The sequence below is a fragment of the Martelella limonii genome, assembly GCF_013344475.1.
Taxonomy (GTDB): domain Bacteria; phylum Pseudomonadota; class Alphaproteobacteria; order Rhizobiales; family Rhizobiaceae; genus Martelella; species Martelella limonii.
Window position 1 is genome coordinate 260479 of the sequence record NZ_JABUOU010000004.1, and the last position, 17656, is coordinate 278134.

Consider the following 17656-nt stretch of genomic DNA (forward strand, 5'->3'; position numbering starts at 1 on the left):
ATGCGCTATTCACTGGCGGTACACGGTGGTGCCGGAACGATCCTCAAATCCAACATGACGCCCGAAAAGGAAGCCGCCTATCATCAAGGCCTGCGCCGCGCGCTGGACGCCGGGGAAGAGATCCTTCGCGATGGCGGCTCGGCGCTCGATGCCGTGACCGCTGCGGTTTGCGCCCTGGAAGACGAGCCGCTGTTCAACGCCGGGCGCGGCGCGGTGTTTACCGATCAGGGCGAGCAGGAAATGGATGCTGCCGTGATGGATGGCAGGGACCGCCGGGCGGGCAGCGTTGCCAGCATTTTCGGACCGAAAAACCCGGTGCGCGCGGCCCGCGCCGTGATGGAGCATACCGTCCATGTGACGATGACCGGCCCGAATGCCCTTGCAATCGCCCGCAAGGCCGGCCTCGAATTTGCCGACAAGGACTATTTCTTTACCCAGGCGCGCTGGGATGCGCTGCAGGAAACACTGCGATTGAAGAAAGCCGGCGAGGATGACGGCGATCCGGCACGGCGTCACGGCACCGTCGGCGCTGTCGCCCGCGACGTTGACGGCAATCTTGCGGCCGCGACCTCCACCGGCGGCTGGACGGGCAAGGCCGCAGGCCGGATCGGCGATACGCCGGTGATCGGCGCCGGCACCTTTGCCGACAACGCCACCTGCGCCGTCTCCGGCACCGGTCACGGTGAAATCTTCATGCGCTGGACGGCTGCCTCCGAAATTGCCGCCCGCATGCGCCATGCCGGCGAAAGCCTGGAACAGGCCGCCCGCCACGTGGTGATGGTCGACCTCAAGGAGAATGACGGCTCCGGCGGCGTTATTGCCGTCGATCGCGATGGCAATATCACCCTGCCCTTCAATTCCGAGGGCATGTATCGCGGCTACGTCCGCTCTGGCGAAGAACCGCAAACGGAGATCTACCGGTAGCGCCATCCGGTTCTCCGCAATTGCGCGATCGTCCCGGCCTGTCATCCCGCAACACGAGAAAGCGGGATGTCGTGGCCCTGCGGCCTGAAGAAGAAAACGCCCAACACGATCATGCACCAGGCAGTCCGGTATCTTCGCGCGCTTTTGGGCGGGCAGAAGCAGCCTGTCTCTATTGTCCGGGCGCGCGACCACGGCGTGCGAGCCTGCGGCGCTCTGCGCGCAGTCTTTACCCCCGACATGCTGCTTTATGTCTGCCGGATCGAAGCCGGCATCGGGACATGTTCGATGAACCATGACCATATGACCGTCGAGGGAATGTCAGCGACGCCCTCTGCCTGATCGGCCAATCCACAAAACCCCGAGCGGCGATGTTTGCGGCGCCGCACCGCCTGTTTCGCAAACGTCCGGAAAACCCATCAGGCGGCAAAACCGGGCCGGGACGAAGCGCGGCCCATTTTCATAAACGATCATTTGATCACAAATCTTTACAAGCAAGATCTTTTCTTGCAGAGTGAGCGCATCGCTGCGGCGCGGCTCGCGCCGTTTCACCCCTTGAGTTTCGGAGCACTTCCATTGCCAGCAATGTACGGAGCCACAGCCTGCAGACCCGAGACATGTGTCCGTGGCAAGCGCATGACCCGTCCGGCTGAAGATGCTGGCAGGCTATGAACATTCTCATCGAGCGGATTTCGGTTGCCTGAATCTTCCGCAACACAGAGCCGAAAAGCAGTCTTGATCCCCGCAGATTGGAATTGAAATGGAGAGCGCCGAACAGAAGACCCTGTGGACGATGACCGCGAACGCGAAGCCGGACCTGACGGCCGCGTTTCCCGCGCATGCGGATGTCGTGGTGATCGGCGCGGGCTTTACCGGACTGACGGCCGCGCGGGAGCTCGCCCTCTCCGGCAAGAGCGTCGTCGTGCTGGAAGCATCCCGGATCGGCGCTGGCGCAAGCGGCATGAATGCCGGTTTCGTGGTCCCGAACTTCGCCAAGGCCGATCCAGCAGCCGTTTACCAGAAGCTCTCCCGTGACAAGGCGGAGGCGCTTCTGCGGCTGGTGGGCGAAAGCGCCGACACCGTGTTTTCAACCATCCGCCAGGATGGCATTTCCTGCGACGCAGAACAGGTTGGCTGGCTGCAACCGGCCTATGGCGCGGCAACCGCTGCAATGCTGCAGAAACGGGCGGCAGACTGGCAGGCGCTCGGCCGGCCTGTCCGCTTCCTGTCGCGCGAAGAAATCCAGCAACAGACAAGCCTCACGATCTATTCCGGTGGGCTGCTCGACGAATCCGGCGGAACCATCCACCCGCTGAACTATGCCTATGGTCTGGCCGCCACGATTCTGCGCCATGGCGGCGTGATCCGCGAGAATGCGCCGGTCGAGAGCATTCACCGCAGCGGCACGGCATGGACGGTTGCCTATGCAGGGGGCGAGATTGTGGGCGACAGGGTGCTGCTCTGCACCAATGCGTTTACCACAGGCGCGGCAAGCCGCATGGGACGCAGCACCGTGCCGCTGAGGGTCTATCAGGTGGCGACGAAGCCGCTCTCACCTCAAGCCGTCGCCCGCATCGCGCCGGACCGCCGCCCCGTGGGCGACACCCGCTCGAACCTCTTCACCTACCGCCTCGACCGCGACAACCGGCTGATCAGCGGCGGCATGGCCATCATTCCCTTCGGCGCCTTCGCGCGCGTCGGCAAGGCGGTGGTCGACCGGCTGGCAGACGAGCTCAAGCTTGAAACCCATCCGGGCGTCGAGATCGTATGGACGGGCGTTGCGGCAATGACGCCCGATTTCCTGCCGCGCATCCACACCTTCGGCGATGGTTTCTTCGGCGGCATCGGCTGCAATGGCCGCGGCATCGCGATGACGGCCGGGCTCGGGCGCGTGCTTGCGCGGGCGGCACTGGGCGAGCCGGTCGAGCGCTTGCCGGTTCCCCACCAGAAGGCGCGGCCCCTGCCCTTTCACGCGCTCACCCCGATGGTGGCGTCTGCGGCCCTTGCGCAGGCAAGGTTCAACGACTGGAGGACGAGATGACCGCTCTCCGGAAGCGCAATGGCGCAGGTTTCCAGCCCCCGCAAGACATCGAATCCGCAGCCGGAATGTCGCGGAATGTCGGTGCGGTCCATCATCTCCACAGCCTTTGAGCGTGGCAAAAAAACGGAAAGAAAATCATGACCTATCTCGCCCGGAGAATCACCGAAAGCTCCAAGAAGTCGTTCGGCATGTATGCCAAGGCGGCAGCGCTTGAAGGCAACGGCCAGGACCTGATCCACATGGAGCTTGGCAGTCCGCATGCGGATACGCCGGAGCCGATCAAGCAGGCAACGATCAAGGCACTGCTGGCGGGCAATGTGCATTATTCGCATTTCCAGGGCATTCCGAAGCTGCGCAATGCGCTGCGCGACAAGCTGGCCGCCAAGAATGGCCTCGACTATTCGGCGGATGAAATCGTCGTCACCAATGGATTGACGCATGCATCCTTCGCCACCTTCATGGCGCTGCTCGATCCAGGCGACGAGGTTATCCTGCTTGAACCCTATTACCCGCAGCATCTTGGCAAGATCGAGCTTGCCGGCGCCAGGCCCGTCTTTGCCGAGCTCGATGCCACAGACCGCTTTTCGATCAATCCGGCGCTGATCGAGAAAAAGATCACGCCCCGCACCAAGATGATCGCGCTGGTAAACCCCTGCAACCCGACGGGACGGGTGTTCAGCCGCGCGGAATTGCAGGGACTGGCGGATCTAGCGATCAAGCACGATCTGCTGGTCGCCTCCGACGAGGTCTACGAGGAAATTCTCTTCGGGAATGCCAGACACATTTCGATCGCCTCGCTCCCCGGCATGCGGGAGAGAACCATCTCGATGTTCGCCTTCACCAAGAGCTTTGCCATGGATGGATGGCGGCTCGGCTATCTGGCGGCTCCCGCCGATCTGATCGCGGGCATTTTGAAGATCACCACCAACGACGTAACGCATGTGAACACCTTCATTCAGGAAGGCGCCCTTGCAGCCATAACCGGACCGTCCGAGATCCTCGCCGCGCTTGTCGAGGAAGATCGCGTGAAGCGCGACATCGTCGTCAGCCGCCTCAACCAGATGCCGGGCATCACCTGCGACTGGCCGGAGGGCACGATCTACGCCTTCCCGGATATTTCGGCACTCGGCATCCCCTCGCAGACGCTAGCCGAAACCATCCTCGAAAAGACCTCCGTGGTCGTCGAGGCAGGCAGCTTTTACGGTCCCGCCGGAGAAGGCCATCTGCGCGTCTGCTTCGGTTCGCAATCAACCGCGCGCGTCACCGAAGCCATGGATCGCCTGCAGCGTTTTTTCGGCGCGCTGTAGTTCTCGCACCGCCGATCGGCCCTCCCCGCCGGGCCGATCGGCACATGACAGCCTTTGACGTCAGCCATGTGCGGAAAAGCGCTCCTCCGGTCCACCGGACAAAGCCGCAAGAGGCTGGATCCGGATTCGCCTGCCCGGGGAAGGACCGGTCCACGAACCGCCCGTTCCTCCAGCTTTTCCCTTTCGCCGCAGTCGGCAACGTTTGCGCATTGCATGAGAAATGCGCCGCAAACCGGTACTGATGTCTTCGATCCGACGCGTCTGAAATTTTAAATTTGAAAACATCGGGTCCGCAGTGCTAACGGAACGCCAACCTTTTCCCAGCGGTTTCCAGCAGTTTTTTGCCGGTTTCCCGCATAGCAGAAGAGAATCCGATGGCAGAACATGTCTCCGGCCTGGCCGATCGGCCGGTTGTCGAAACCGGCTCGCCGATGGTCAGCTTCGAAAACGTCACCAAGTCCTTCAACAGCCGGGAAACCGGAAGGGTGGCTTTCAGGGCGCTCGACAATGTCAGCTACAGCGTTCCGCGCGGCGCGATCACCGGCATCATCGGGCGATCGGGCGCGGGCAAGTCGACACTCGTGCGGCTCGTCAACGGTCTTGAACGACCGAGCGAAGGCCGCGTCATCGTCGATGGCACGGATGTCGCGGCGCTGTCGGAGGTCGAACTTCGTTCCGTCCGCCGCTCGGTCGGCATGATCTTCCAGCATTTCAACCTCCTGTCCTCCCGCACGGTCTATGACAATGTCGCCATGCCGCTCGAGATTGCGGGCATGGAAAAGCAGGATATCAAGAGGCGGATCGAACCGCTGATTGATCTGGTCGGCCTGACGGAGCGCGCGCGTCACTACCCGGCGCAACTTTCCGGCGGGCAAAAGCAGCGGGTCGGCATTGCCCGCGCGCTTGCCTCAGAGCCGAAATTGCTTCTGTCGGACGAGGCGACATCGGCGCTCGACCCCGAAACGACGCAACAGATTCTCGCGCTCCTGAAGACGATCAACCGCGACCTCGGCCTCACCGTTCTGCTGATCACGCATGAGATGGAAGTGGTCAAGGCCGTCACGTCCCGGGTGGCGGTGATGGACAAGGGGCAGATCGTCGAAAGCGGCCGCACCTTCGATGTCTTCACCGCCCCGCAAAACGATATCACCCGATCGATGCTCTCGGCACTGCCGGGCGGCAGCCTTCCGGACTGGATCGGCCGGCAGGTGATTGCCGCGCCGCAACCCGGCGCGCGGGCGCTGCTGCGCCTGCGGTTCTTCGGAGAAACGGCGGACCAGCCGCTGGTCTCGCGACTGATGGCCGAGCTCGACAGCCCGGTCAACATCATCGCCGGCACGGTGGACGAGATCGCTGGCGAGCCCTATGGCACGCTCTATGTCGCCTATTCCGCAGAGCCGGCGGTGATGCAGAAGGCGGATCAATTTTATGCCCGGACGGGCCTGAACGCGGAGGTCGTCGGCTATGTCGCCTGATATGCTCATCGGTCTTCTGACCAAGGGTACGCTGCAGACGCTGCAGATGGTCATCGTTTCCGGGCTGATCGGAACCGCACTTGGCCTGCCGATCGGTATTTTCCTTGCAACCAGCGCCAAGGGCGAGCTCCTGCAGGCGCCGATGCTCAACCGCATCGTGGGCCTCATCGTCAACGCGACCCGTTCCACCCCCTTCATCATCCTGGTGGTCGCGATCATTCCGTTCACGCGGCTGATCGCAGGTACGTCGATCGGCACGCAGGCCGCGATCGTGCCGCTGACGGTTGCCACCATCCCGTTCTTCGCGCGACTGGTGGAAAGTGCGATCCGGGAGGTCGACAAGGGTCTGATCGAGGCCGCGCGCGCCATGGGCGCCACGCCGATGCAGATCGTCATCAAGGTGCTGCTCGCGGAATCAAAGCCTGCGATCACGCTTGCCTTCACACTCACCATCGTCAGCCTGATCGGCTACTCCGCCATGGTCGGCGCGGTCGGCGGCGGAGGTCTTGGCGATCTCGGCATCCGCTATGGCTATCAGCGTTTCATGCCCGGCGTCATGCTCGCGGTCGTCGTCGTTCTGATCGTGCTGGTGCAGGCGATCCAGAGCGCCGGCGACAGACTGGCGCGCGGCTTTGACAAGAAAAACAGGAGCCAGTAAGGCCTGCCTGAACGCGGAGCTCGGCCTGAGCTCCGCTCAAAAGACAACAGGGTTAAGCCATGAAGAAACTGATTTCCGCCGCCGTTTTCGCCGCCCTCCTCTCCGCGGGTGCGGTCCATGCCGAAACCAGGAAGGTCGGCGTGACGCCAGGCCCTCACGCCCAGATCGTCGAAAAGGTCAAGGAAGTCGCCGCAGAAAAGGGGCTCGACCTTGAGGTGATCGAATTCTCCGATTACGTCGTACCGAATCAGGCGCTCGCCGACGGCGATCTCGATATCAACTCGTTCCAGCACCAGCCCTATCTCGACAATCAGGTCGCCGATCGCGGCTTCGATCTTGTCAGCGTCGCGCAGTCGGTGAATTTTCCGATGGCCGGCTATTCGAGCAAGATCGACAGCAAGGCTGACATTCCGGATGGCGCAACGATCGCGCTTCCCAACGACCCGAGCAATGGCGCACGTGCCCTTCTGATGCTCGAGGACCAGGGCATGATCGGCCTGACCAAAGGGGTCGGCGTGCGTGCGAGCGTGATCGACATCGTCGACAATCCGCACGATTACACGTTTGTCGAGCTCGACGCCGCGCAGTTGCCGCGCGCGCTCGGCGATGTCGACGTGGCCCTGATCACCACCAACTACGCGCTCGATGCCGGTCTCAACCCGGTCAATGATTCGCTCTTCCGCGAAGGCGCCAAGGCGCCTTATGTCGGCGTCATTGCGGTGCGCGCGGAAGACAAGGACGCCGCCTGGGTGAACACCTTCGTCGAAAGCTATCACAGCCCCGAGGTCAAGGCCTTCATCGAAGAGCAGTTCAAGGGCGCCATCACGCCGACCTGGTAAGCCTCGCCGGCGCGCCCGCCTTCTGACGGGCGCGTCAGGTCCGTGGCAAAAAATTGCGCCAGAAGCCGAGATTTGGAAACCGGATTCCTTAAAGGGCATCCGGACGCCCGTTACACAGAAGAAAATCACAGGAAACACGGTGCGTCCGGCCACGCCGGATTGACCGACCCAAGGACATGATAATGAAAAAAACATCGATTTTTGCCGCTATCGCCATCGCGGCGGGCCTTGCTGCGGGTTCCGCTCCCGCCAAGGACAAGATCATCGTCGGCGTCACGCCGGGCGCGCACGAGGAAATCCTTGAGCAGGTCCAGAAGCTCGCCAAGGAAAAGGGGCTCGATGTCGAGATTGCGACCTTCAGCGATTACGTCGTGCCCAATCAGGCGCTGAATGACGGCGACCTCGATCTCAACAGCTTCCAGCATGTTCCCTATCTCGACAACCAGGTTGCCGATCGCGGGTATGACCTGACGGCTGTCGGAAAGACGATCATCACGCCGATGGGGATCTACTCCGAAAAGGTCGAAAGCCTTGATGACATCCCGGATAACGCCCGTATCGCGATCCCGAACGATCCGACGAATGGCGGACGCGCGCTGCTGCTCCTGCAGGACAAGGGCCTCATCAAGCTTGCCGATGGCGTCGGCCTCAAGGCAACGCCCCTCGACATCGTGGAAAATCCCAAGAACATCGACATTCTCGAGCTTGACGCGGCACAGCTGCCGCGCGTCCTCAACGATGTCTCGGTGGCCGCGATCAATACCAATTACGCGCTCGACGCCGGCCTCGACCCGATCGCGGACTCGATCGCCATCGAAAGCGCCGACAGCCCCTACGCGAATGTGATCGTCGCGCGAACGGAAGATGCCGATGCAGACTGGGTGAAGCAGTTCGTGGAAATCTATCAGTCCGACGATATTCGCAACTTCATCGAAAAGACCTATGGCGGCGCGGTCGTCCCGGTCTTCTGATCAGGTTTCCCATGGCCGCAAAACCCGCGGCCATGGGATCCAGGTTTGCTGCCGCTGTGGGGCGCTTGCTAAGGCAGGGCCAGCGCGCCGGTGGCCGTGATCCTGATGCCTTCGGCGACGGCAGCGAGTGCCGCAGGTCCACCGCTGCGCAGCAGGTCAAGGGAGAGGCCGGTCTCGCTGTCGATACTGACAGTCCAGCGGCCCTCCGGCTTCGGAAAGGCCCGGATCAGAGCGCTCAATGCGGCCAATGACTGTGGCGACAGCATTGGCTCTGGCACCTCGGACAGCGTCGCAATCACGGTCTCCTGGGTTGCCGCGATCGTTGGACGGGGGTCCTCGTCCGGCGGGAGGACGCCCAGGATCGGCGGTGCAAAGAAGCTGGCGAACAAGCCGCTATCTTCAAGAGAAGCCCCCAGATGATCAATCGTCGCCGTGAAATCGGTGACGTCTGCCATCTCGACATTGCCGGGATCGACGTCAGACAGCCTGGCCGACAGCGCCAGCCGGCCGAGCTTTCCGGCACTGAGTTCAAAATCGACATCTCCGGTCAGTTCAGCCGGATCGGTCTTGTAGGCAAGGTGAAAGTCAATGTCCGTGCTCGTGAGGCTGATGATATAGTCCTGGAGCGGAGAACCCGTTTGCGGCACGGCACGCAAGCCCTTCACCGTCAGCTCGGCAGCGACGAAAAGTTTCCCGGATGGAAAACGGTCCAGCAGATCGGGACTGAGCAGGGTGACTTCGTCAACTCTGAAATGGACGTATTCGGTTTCGGCAAAAGACAGGTTGGTGGCCCGGCAGCCTCCATCAATGTCCTCGATGGACGTGTCTTCTTTGGTTCTGACGTCTGGAATGGATGCAAGAAGGGCCGCGCAATCGGCGAGAGGCTCGGTCTTGACCGGAAGCTCGGCCAGGCTCGGCTGGGAAAGCAGCGGGAAAGCAAGAGCAAAAAGACCAAGGGCACGCATGCGGGAAACTCCAAGACAATAACAGGATCGCTCCCGACCTTCAGTGCCGGGTGCGGCGACATTGCGGCATTGACGGCTTACGCTCGACAAGCGCCAGCCTTTAGAAGGCCGAGCATGCCGCATCGAAGAAACGAGGGCTTTTCCGCCATCGAACACGTCGATTAGCCATCACAAGGGAATGCGGAGCACCACCGAAAGTCCGCTCTCGTCGTTGAGGTCGGCGCGGATGTCGCCGCCGTGAACGTGAAGCGCTCGCTGGGCGATGGAGAGGCCGAGACCGAAGCCGAGCTGGCTTTCTCCACCCATATCGACACGTTCGAAGGGCCGGAAAATGCTCTTCAGCTGCTCGCGCGGTATCCCCGGTCCGCTATCCCGAACCCTGATCTCCAGGGCGTCGACGCGACGGATCGCGGTCACCGAAACCTCGGAGCCTGGCGGAGAGTATTTGACAGCGTTGCGGATGACATTCTCGATCGCCCTGTAGATCAGTTCACCATTGACCGTGGCGACAGAGGAGGAAAGACCCTCATAGCTGATCGTGACGTTCTTCGTGAGGCTCTCGAACCGGCAGTCATCGATGATGTCCGCGACGAGATCGATGATGTCGATGGTCTGCCGCTGCAGCGGCAGCGGCTCCGAGGCATTGAGTTTTGCAAGGGTCAGGATCTCCTCGACCAGATCGTCGATCCGGGCGATCTCCCGCTCCAGCCGGTCCGCCATCGCTTCCATGCGCGCCGGATTCTTCTTCAGAAGGCTGATCGCGACCTGCAGCCGCGCCAGCGGCGAGCGCAGTTCGTGGGAAACATCGTGGAACAGCCGGCGTTGCACATCCTGGAATTCTTCCAGCCGTTCCGCGGTCAGATCGAAGTCATAGGCAAGGCCTGCAATCTCGTCGCGCTTGCGGTCGATACGGTCGCCGATGCGGGTGCTGAAACGGCCCTCGGCCAGCGCCCGCAGGCCAACCTTGATCTCCTGAACCGGATGCGTGAGATAGCGGGCAAGCCAGAACGCCGCCAGTGCCGCCGCGATGATGGCCGAAACCCAGGGAAGGCTGCGTGGAAGCAGCCGGGAAAAGAGGCTTCGCTCCAGATCGTCTGCCGCAAGCCTGTAGCACGTCGCATCAACGGCGATGAACCGTTCGCGACCCATGTTTTCGCTTTGCGAACAGGCGACCGGATCGGCAGCTTCCGTGAGCTCCAGCCCGACATCGAGCGGCGGACTGCCGGCGACCGCGATGAAATCGCGCGCTGCCGCCGGGCCGGATTTTTCGAGTAGTCCGGCCGCCGCCGCAAGGGCGAATTCGGATTGCCGCTGCCGCAGTTCCTCTTCAAAGGGCGTCGCCCGGCTGAGATAGGCGACCAGAAGAACGCCCACGAGCGAGCAGGCAATCGCCAGCCAGATCATGATGAAGGCATTCAGAAAAAGCTTCTGCATCAGGTCTCCTGAAGAAGCTGGTATCCCTGGCCGCGAACCGATTTGATCCACGTGGTCCCGTCGGCGCGATTGCCGAGTTTCTGCCGGATACTGCTGATATGCACATCGATCCGGCGATCGAAGGGTGCCAGATTGCGTCCGAAAACGCGACGCGAAATGTCCTGCTTGGCGACAAGCTGGCCGCCGTTGCGCGCGAGGATTTCAAGGATGCTGAACTCCGTGCCGGTCAGCTCCAGCGGTTCGCCCTGCCATTGCGCCGTGCGTGTGCCGGGATAGAGCAGCAACGCGCCGGCCCCCAGACCATCGGCATCGCCCGCCGGCTTCGCTCCCGTTCGTCTCAGGACCGCGCGGATCCGGGCGACCAGCTCGCCGGGCATGCACGGCTTGGCGATGTAGTCGTCAGCGCCAAGATTGAGCCCCGCAATACGGTCGACATCGTCGCCCTTGGCCGTCAGCATGATCACCGGAATATCGCTCCTGCGGCGAATGCGCTGCAGGGCGTCGATGCCATTGATATGCGGCATCATGACGTCCAGCACGATGATATCCACATGACCGTCCTCGGCGGCAGACAGTCCGATGCGCGCGTCAACGGAGCTCTCGACCTGAAAACCCTCGTCGCGCAGATACTCTCCCAGCAGCGCGGTGAATTCCGTGTCGTCGTCGATCAGAAGTACATTTGGCATGTTCGATGGCCTCTTCCCCCGGCAGTCATACATCCGGCGGCAGCACACTGAAGAAGTTTTACCTATCTTTACACAGTCTTAACGGCGCTTCACATCCCCGCCTTTATGTAGGTCCGATAACCGCCAGCCGGAGTATCGTTCCTTGCGTCCCAGCCCTTCCTTTCACATAGCCGATACATGGCAGAACGGCCGCCCTGAAATCGCGGAAACGAAGGCGCGCCAATGGTGACCGGTGTCCGTCTTTCTGCGCTCGCGGCGCTATCCTTAGCCTTGAGCAGTTGCGTGGTCGGCCCGGATTATCACGCTCCCGCGCTTCCGCTTCCGGCCAAATGGGCCTCCAGCGGACCCGCGACCGACGCCCAGTCCGCACCCGTGCTTGCCGACTGGTGGAAGCGCTTCAACGATCCCGTACTCGACCAGCTCGTGGACCAGGCGATCCAGTCCAACCGCGACATCGCCAAGGCCAAGGCAGCGGTCCGCGCGGCACGCGCCACAGAGCGGGAACAGTCGGGCGCTCTGTTTCCCGCCCTCGCCGGCTCCGCCTCGGCGACAGACAATCGCGCGCAGACGAACGCCTCGGGTTCGAGCGACTATGCCCAGTACGAGGGCGGGTTTGATTCCAGTTGGGAACTCGATCTTTTCGGCGGCAACAAACGGGCGGTCGAGGCTCAGCGCTATGCCGCGCAATCCACCGAAGAGGAGCTTCGCGACACGCTGGTGACCGTGATTGGCGATGTCGCGTCCTACTATATCGACGCGCGCGCCTATCAGCAGCTCGCCGGCCTCGCGCAACGCTCCGCCGCGTCCCAGTGGAAGACGGCCAGGCTCACCAAGAGCCGGCTCGAGGTCGGCCTCGTGTCCGATTTCGACCTGCGCAAGGCAGAGGCACAGGCAGCATCGACTGAAGCCGATGTTCCCTCCTACCAGATCTCGTACACGGAGTCGGTGAACAGGCTTGCCGTTCTCCTGGCGAGGCCCGCATCCGAAATCGATGCAATGCTCGGCGCAGGAAAGACAATTCCCGCCCCGCCCGGCAAGACCGCCGTCGGAATTCCGGCCGAAGTCCTGGTCACGCGCCCGGACGTGCGTTCGGCAGAGCGCCAGCTGGCCGAGGCCACGGCAAAAATCGGCGAGGCAGAAGCAAACCGGTATCCGTCGCTGTCGCTGACGGGCTCGATCAGCACATCGGCAACGTCACTCAGCGAACTCGGTGAAAAATCGACGATCGGCTGGTCATGGGGACCGCAACTGAGCATACCGATCTTCCAGGGCGGGCAGTTGAAGGCCGCCGTCGACGTCGCCAAGGCTCAGCGCGACCAGAGCCTTGCCAACTACCAGTCGGCAGTCCTGAACGCGCTGGAAGAGGTCGACAACGCGATCATCGCGCTCAACAGGACGCGGACAAGGATCGGCTTGCTCTCCTCCTCCGCCAATGGATACCGCGATGCCGTGCGGCTTTCCAAACAAGCCTATGAAGCCGGCGAGACGGATTTGTTCGATACGCTTGATTCGGAACGTTCGCTCTATTCCACCGAGGAAAGCCTTATTCAATCCAGGGCCAATGTCGCGACGTATTATGTAGCACTGAACAAGGCGCTCGGCGGCGGCTGGAGCGGCATGATCGACGTATCAAAGCCGCTGGTCGAAGACACGCAGGAGGGCCCGCATGTCATCGCACGCAAATGATGTATCGGGCTTTTCTCCGAACCTCTCTCCGCCCAGACGCACCGGCGCGGCACCCAGGAAAAACCACACCGCGCAAGCCTTCCATGCGCTCAGCAGAGATCAAAAGGGAACACGGATGACGACCATCTCTCGACTTGTCGCAGTTATGTTGTGCCTGATGGGCAGCCTTGGCCTCGGATATATGGTCGCGGCCCGCCAGGCGAGCGGCGCCGAGCAGGAAGGGTCATCGCCGGCCGCACTGTCGGTGACGGTCGCCAGGCCCATGAGCGCGGTATGGCCCGAAGAGCTTTCGGCAAGCGGCTGGCTTGAAGCGTGGCAGGAAGCCGTCATCTCCGCAGAGGTCGGGCAGGTCAGGGTCACGGCAGTCAATGCGGATGTCGGGGACAGCGTCGCCAAGGGCGACGTTCTCGCCGAACTGTCGCAGGACCGCCTGAAGAATGACATCGCCGCCCTGCAGGCTTCGGTGGATTCTGCAGAGGCCGCCCTCGACAAGGCGACGGCGGATGCCGATCGGGCCCGGCAGCTGAAGGGGTCCGGCTCGGTTTCCGATCAGCAGATCGTCGAATACCTGGTGGACGAGCGCAAGGCAAAGGCCGATCTCGATTCAGCCAAGGCCGATCTGGCGTCCTCGAAACTCGACCTCGAGCGCACCCGCATCATTGCCGTCAGCGACGGCGTCGTCTCTTCCCGCAGCGCTGCGCTCGGAGACGTGGTGAGCCAGGGCCAGGAACTGTTCCGGCTGATCCGTGACAACAGGATCGAATGGCAGGCTGAAGTGCCTGCGAATGAACTCGAGAAGATCGACGTCGGGACCCCGGCCGAGATCTCTTCCCCGCGCGGGACGGTCAACGGCACCGTGCGGCAGATCGCTCCATCGGCCTCTTCGAAGACTGGCCGCGTGATCGTCTATGTCGAGCTCACCCCGCCGGAAGACGCTCCCCAGCCAACGATCGGCATGATGGCGAGCGGCATTTTCAGACTTGGCGAGAGCGCTGCGCTGAGCGTCCCCTCAACGGCGATCGTGGTGGCCGACGGCTTTTCCTATGTCTTCGTCCTCGACGGGGAAGATGGCAGCAAGGTTACGCGCGTGAAGGTCGATACCGGACGGCGTCAGGACGACCGGGTCGAGCTTCTCGGCGATTTTCCCGCCGATGCCGAGGTGATCCAGTCAGGGGGCGCGTTCCTCTCCGAAGGCGTGACCGTCAATGTCGTTGATGATGAGACCGGGGCTGCCGGCCAGGAGACTGCACAATGAATTTCTCCGCATGGGCAATCCGCAATCCGGTCCCGCCGATCCTCGCCTTCGTCCTGCTCACGGTCATGGGCCTGATGGCCTTCAACCGTCTGGACGTGCAGAATTTCCCCGATATGGACCTGCCGACGATCAACATCTCGGCAACGCAGGACGGCGCCGCCGCCGCACAGCTTGAAACCGAGGTGGCGCGCAAGATCGAGGACCAGCTTACCGGCCTGCCGATGCTGGATTCGGTGACCACGACCATCACCGACGGATCGGTCTCGATTTCTGTCGCCTTCCAGGTCGGCAAGGACACACAGGTTGCGCTCGACGAAGTCCAGAACGCCGTCGATCAGGCGCAGAGCGACCTGCCCTCGGACATGGACACGCCGACCGTCTCCAAAAGCGATATCGGGTCTTCGCCTCTGATCACCTATGTGGTGAGTTCCAACAAGCTCGACGATGCCGAGCTGAGCTGGTTCATCGACAACGATCTCGAGAAGGCGATGATGCGGGTGGACGGCGTCGGCGAAGTCGGCCGGCTCGGCGGCATCGACCGCGAAATCCGCGTCGAACTCGATCCCGCCCTCCTGGATGGCATGGGCCTGACCGCAGGCGACATCAACACCCGGCTGGAACAGGTCCAGCGCGACCTCTCCGGAGGCGAGGCGGAGGTCGGCGGCAACAAGCAGAACGTCAGGGTTGCCGCAGCCGCCGAAAGCATCGATGAACTGCGCCGCATGCCGATTCCGCTGCCGAATGGCGGATGGGTGCGCCTCGATGAGCTCGGAACCGTCACCGACACCCATGCCGACCTGACATCGCTCGCCTATCTTGACGGCAAGCCGGTGATCGCCGCCCAGATCAAGCGCCTCAAGGGATATTCGGACCTTGCGGTGACCGACGCCGTCCGGGAGGCCATGACCGGTTTCGCGGCGGCCCATCCCGAGGTCACGCTCGAGGAGGCCTACAACACCGTCTTGCCGACGGAACAGAACTACACGGCATCGATGAACATGCTGTATGAAGGCGCGGCGATCGCCGTCGCCGTGGTGTTCCTGTTCCTGCTCAACTGGCGGGCGACGTTGCTTTCAGCGGTTGCCCTGCCGCTCTCGATCATTCCGACATTCCTTGTCATGGACCTCATGGGCTATTCGCTGAACACGGTGACCCTGCTCGCCCTGTCGCTGGTCGTCGGCATCCTCGTCGACGACGCGATCGTCGAGGTGGAGAACATCGAACGGCACATGCACATGGGCAAGAACGCCTATGATGCGTCGATGGAGGCGGCCGACGAGATCGGCCTTGCGGTGATCGCCACAAGCTTCACCCTGATCGCCGTGTTCCTGCCGACCGCCTTCATGAGCGGGGTCATCGGCATCATCTTCAAGCAGTTCGGAATCACCGCCTCGGTCGCGGTGCTCTGCTCCCTGCTCGTCGCCCGTTTCGTGACGCCGATGATGGCGGCCTACATGATGAAGACGCCGGCGAAGACAAAGTCCGAGGACGGCTGGCTGATGAGCCGCTATCTCGCGGTGGTGCGGGGCGAACTGAGGCACCGGTGGGTACCAGTCCTGGGCGTCGTCCTGTTTTTCGCAGCGACCGTGCTGCTGCTGGGCAACCTGTCCACGGGCTTCTTCCCCGCGTCCGATGACAGCCAGACACAGATATCGATCACGACGACGCCCGGCTCGACCATCGAGCAGACCGACGCGGTTGCGAAGAAGGCTGCGGAACTCGCCTCCGGGGTCGACCATGTCACCGGGATTTTCCAGGCTACCGGCAGCGCATCGACGGGCGGCATGGGCGGCAGCAGCGGCGATTCCGACTCCGTCACTTCGGCAACACTGGTCGTCAACCTGACCAATATCGATGACCGCGACGTGACCCAGACCCAGATCGAAAGCGACATACGCAAGGCCGTCGACGGGATACCCGGAGCGCGGATCGAGATTGGCAGCGGCGGAAACGGAACCGAGTTGCAGCTGACGCTTGCCGGCGACAACTCCGAGACGCTGGAATCCGCAGCGGCCCAGCTTGAAGAGGATGTCCGCGCCAACATCCAGGGTATCGGCAATGTCACTTCGTCAGCCGCCCTCCAGTCACCGGAAATCGTGATCACGCCCGATCTAGCGAAGGCTGCATCCTATGGCGTGACCTCCCAGGCAATTTCGGACGCGATCCGGATGGCGACCTCGGGGGCCTACGATTCAGCGCTGTCGCATCTGAACCTGCCGGAACGGCAACTGGATATCCGCGTCCTGCTTGCAGAGCGCGCGCGCCAGTCGCTGGACCAGATCGGGCTTATTCCCGTGGCGGGCACCGACGGCAACGTCACGCTTGGGACGATCGCCGATATCTCCATCGGCGCCTCGCCCAGCGAAATCGACCGACTGGACCGGTCGCGCAATGTGACGGTTTCAATCGAACTCAACGGCCGCAACCTGTCCGATGTCAACCGGGAGGCACAGCAGCTCGACAGCTACCGGAACCTTCCCGCCGGCGTCGCATTCGTCGAACAGGGCGACCTGAAACGCCAGACGGAGTTGTTCGAGAGCTTCGCAACGGCCATGGCAATCGGCATTTTCTGCGTCTATGCCGTCCTTGTCCTGCTGTTCCACGACTTCCTCCAGCCGATCACCATCCTCATGGCCCTGCCGCTCGCCCTCGGCGGCGCGCTGTTCCCGCTGGTGATCACCGGGACAAGCTTCTCGATGCCGGCCGTGATCGGCCTGCTGTTGCTGATGGGCATCGTCTCGAAGAACTCGATCCTGCTGGTGGAATACGCGATCGAGGCACGGCGCCATGGCATGGCGCGGTTCGAAGCCATCGTCGATGCCTGCCACAAGCGGGCACGGCCGATCATCATGACCACGGTTGCCATGTCGGCCGGCATGCTGCCGGCTGCGCTCAGCCTGGTGGAGGGCGATCCGAGCTTCCGCCAGCCGATGGCCGTCGTCGTCATCGGCGGACTGATCACCTCGACCATGCTCAGCCTGCTCGTCATTCCGGTGATCTACACGCTGGTCGACGACGTCGTGCGCGGTATCTTGAGGCTGTTTGGCAAAGGACGGAAGGACGGCGACGCGGCCGCGGTCGAATAGGCTATCCTCCTCGCCGTGCCGATCCGATCGAAGGTTTCTTCCGCATGGCAAGGCCCATTTCAAAGGTGGGATGATGATGCGGCCCTCGCCCGCGAGGGCGTCCATGACCTTGAGCACCTCGTCCCGACTTATGGGTCAAGCATGAGAATCGGCCCGTCAAAAAGTAGCGCGCGCGGGCAAGGCCTTTCTGCTGCCCGCGCGGACGCTCACTCGGCCGGGCATCCGCCTTTGCGGGCTGTCCAAGCTTTTTCTCAGCAACATCGCCTCGTCCAGGCCTTCGGCCTTCCTGCGGATCACCGCAATGATTGAGTGCGCCGTCTGGTCTCCGCCCG

Annotated in this window: 14 protein-coding genes; 11 read left to right on the forward strand and 3 right to left on the reverse strand. The window is 62.5% G+C overall.

Features of this window, described 5'->3' with window-relative positions; all coding sequences use genetic code 11:
* From HPQ62_RS11095 to HPQ62_RS11130, 8 genes are all read left to right on the forward strand, one after another.
* Positions 1 to 924 (forward strand): isoaspartyl peptidase/L-asparaginase family protein, encoded by a 924-nt coding sequence (locus HPQ62_RS11095; RefSeq protein ID WP_174802610.1) that lies wholly within the window; start codon positions 1 to 3, stop codon positions 922 to 924.
* Between the two features lie 66 nt (positions 925 to 990).
* Positions 991 to 1263: a hypothetical protein gene (locus HPQ62_RS11100; RefSeq protein ID WP_174802611.1), complete on the forward strand. Its 273-nt coding sequence runs from the start codon at positions 991 to 993 to the stop codon at positions 1261 to 1263.
* Between the two features lie 418 nt (positions 1264 to 1681).
* On the forward strand, positions 1682 to 2962 hold the full coding sequence (locus tag HPQ62_RS11105; RefSeq protein ID WP_174802612.1) for an NAD(P)/FAD-dependent oxidoreductase: 1281 nt from the start codon (positions 1682 to 1684) through the stop codon (positions 2960 to 2962).
* A 137-nt stretch (positions 2963 to 3099) separates the two neighbouring features.
* Complete coding sequence (locus tag HPQ62_RS11110) at positions 3100 to 4269, forward strand: pyridoxal phosphate-dependent aminotransferase (protein WP_174802613.1); 1170 nt, start codon at positions 3100 to 3102, stop codon at positions 4267 to 4269.
* A gap of 431 nt (positions 4270 to 4700) precedes the next feature.
* Positions 4701 to 5744 (forward strand): methionine ABC transporter ATP-binding protein, encoded by a 1044-nt coding sequence (locus HPQ62_RS11115; RefSeq protein WP_174802792.1) that lies wholly within the window; start codon positions 4701 to 4703, stop codon positions 5742 to 5744.
* Positions 5734 to 6402: a methionine ABC transporter permease gene (locus HPQ62_RS11120; RefSeq protein WP_174802614.1), complete on the forward strand. Its 669-nt coding sequence runs from the start codon at positions 5734 to 5736 to the stop codon at positions 6400 to 6402. The genes HPQ62_RS11115 and HPQ62_RS11120 overlap by 11 nt, the downstream gene beginning before the upstream one ends.
* A gap of 59 nt (positions 6403 to 6461) precedes the next feature.
* On the forward strand, positions 6462 to 7241 hold the full coding sequence (locus HPQ62_RS11125; protein ID WP_174802615.1) for a MetQ/NlpA family ABC transporter substrate-binding protein: 780 nt from the start codon (positions 6462 to 6464) through the stop codon (positions 7239 to 7241).
* Positions 7242 to 7423: 182 nt separating this feature from the next.
* On the forward strand, positions 7424 to 8212 hold the full coding sequence (locus HPQ62_RS11130; RefSeq protein ID WP_174802616.1) for a MetQ/NlpA family ABC transporter substrate-binding protein: 789 nt from the start codon (positions 7424 to 7426) through the stop codon (positions 8210 to 8212).
* 68 nt (positions 8213 to 8280) lie between these two features.
* On the opposite strand, the gene HPQ62_RS11135 is transcribed toward HPQ62_RS11130, so the two are convergent.
* The 3 genes from HPQ62_RS11135 to HPQ62_RS11145 form a co-directional block, all read right to left on the reverse strand.
* On the reverse strand, positions 8281 to 9177 hold the full coding sequence (locus HPQ62_RS11135) for a hypothetical protein (RefSeq protein WP_174802617.1): 897 nt from the start codon (positions 9175 to 9177) through the stop codon (positions 8281 to 8283).
* Positions 9178 to 9345: 168 nt separating this feature from the next.
* The gene (locus HPQ62_RS11140) at positions 9346 to 10611 is read right to left on the reverse strand and encodes a HAMP domain-containing sensor histidine kinase (RefSeq protein WP_174802618.1); all 1266 of its coding nucleotides are present in this window, start codon (positions 10609 to 10611) and stop codon (positions 9346 to 9348) included.
* Positions 10611 to 11297: a response regulator gene (locus tag HPQ62_RS11145; RefSeq protein ID WP_174802619.1), complete on the reverse strand. Its 687-nt coding sequence runs from the start codon at positions 11295 to 11297 to the stop codon at positions 10611 to 10613. Before HPQ62_RS11145 ends, HPQ62_RS11140 begins: the two co-directional genes overlap by 1 nt.
* A gap of 222 nt (positions 11298 to 11519) precedes the next feature.
* On the opposite strand from HPQ62_RS11145, the gene HPQ62_RS11150 reads away from it, so the two are divergent.
* The 3 genes from HPQ62_RS11150 (at position 11520) to HPQ62_RS11160 (ending at position 17324) form a co-directional block, all read left to right on the forward strand.
* Positions 11520 to 12983: an efflux transporter outer membrane subunit gene (locus HPQ62_RS11150; RefSeq protein WP_174802620.1), complete on the forward strand. Its 1464-nt coding sequence runs from the start codon at positions 11520 to 11522 to the stop codon at positions 12981 to 12983.
* A 115-nt stretch (positions 12984 to 13098) separates the two neighbouring features.
* The gene (locus HPQ62_RS11155; RefSeq protein ID WP_244629643.1) at positions 13099 to 14238 is read left to right on the forward strand and encodes an efflux RND transporter periplasmic adaptor subunit; all 1140 of its coding nucleotides are present in this window, start codon (positions 13099 to 13101) and stop codon (positions 14236 to 14238) included.
* A complete protein-coding gene (locus HPQ62_RS11160; protein WP_174802621.1) occupies positions 14235 to 17324 on the forward strand; it encodes an efflux RND transporter permease subunit in 3090 nt (1029 codons plus the stop codon). Before HPQ62_RS11155 ends, HPQ62_RS11160 begins: the two co-directional genes overlap by 4 nt.
* Positions 17325 to 17656: the final 332 nt, after the last annotated feature.

Coding starts and splice junctions, on each gene's coding strand:
- HPQ62_RS11095 (WP_174802610.1), top strand. CDS start 1: ATGCGCTATTCACTGGCGGTACACGGTGGTGCCGGAACGATCCTCAAA.
- HPQ62_RS11100 (WP_174802611.1), top strand. CDS start 991: ATGTCGTGGCCCTGCGGCCTGAAGAAGAAAACGCCCAACACGATCATG.
- HPQ62_RS11105 (WP_174802612.1), top strand. CDS start 1,682: ATGGAGAGCGCCGAACAGAAGACCCTGTGGACGATGACCGCGAACGCG.
- HPQ62_RS11110 (WP_174802613.1), top strand. CDS start 3,100: ATGACCTATCTCGCCCGGAGAATCACCGAAAGCTCCAAGAAGTCGTTC.
- HPQ62_RS11115 (WP_174802792.1), top strand. CDS start 4,701: ATGGTCAGCTTCGAAAACGTCACCAAGTCCTTCAACAGCCGGGAAACC.
- HPQ62_RS11120 (WP_174802614.1), top strand. CDS start 5,734: ATGTCGCCTGATATGCTCATCGGTCTTCTGACCAAGGGTACGCTGCAG.
- HPQ62_RS11125 (WP_174802615.1), top strand. CDS start 6,462: ATGAAGAAACTGATTTCCGCCGCCGTTTTCGCCGCCCTCCTCTCCGCG.
- HPQ62_RS11130 (WP_174802616.1), top strand. CDS start 7,424: ATGAAAAAAACATCGATTTTTGCCGCTATCGCCATCGCGGCGGGCCTT.
- HPQ62_RS11135 (WP_174802617.1), bottom strand. CDS start 9,177: ATGCGTGCCCTTGGTCTTTTTGCTCTTGCTTTCCCGCTGCTTTCCCAG.
- HPQ62_RS11140 (WP_174802618.1), bottom strand. CDS start 10,611: ATGCAGAAGCTTTTTCTGAATGCCTTCATCATGATCTGGCTGGCGATT.
- HPQ62_RS11145 (WP_174802619.1), bottom strand. CDS start 11,297: ATGCCAAATGTACTTCTGATCGACGACGACACGGAATTCACCGCGCTG.
- HPQ62_RS11150 (WP_174802620.1), top strand. CDS start 11,520: ATGGTGACCGGTGTCCGTCTTTCTGCGCTCGCGGCGCTATCCTTAGCC.
- HPQ62_RS11155 (WP_244629643.1), top strand. CDS start 13,099: ATGACGACCATCTCTCGACTTGTCGCAGTTATGTTGTGCCTGATGGGC.
- HPQ62_RS11160 (WP_174802621.1), top strand. CDS start 14,235: ATGAATTTCTCCGCATGGGCAATCCGCAATCCGGTCCCGCCGATCCTC.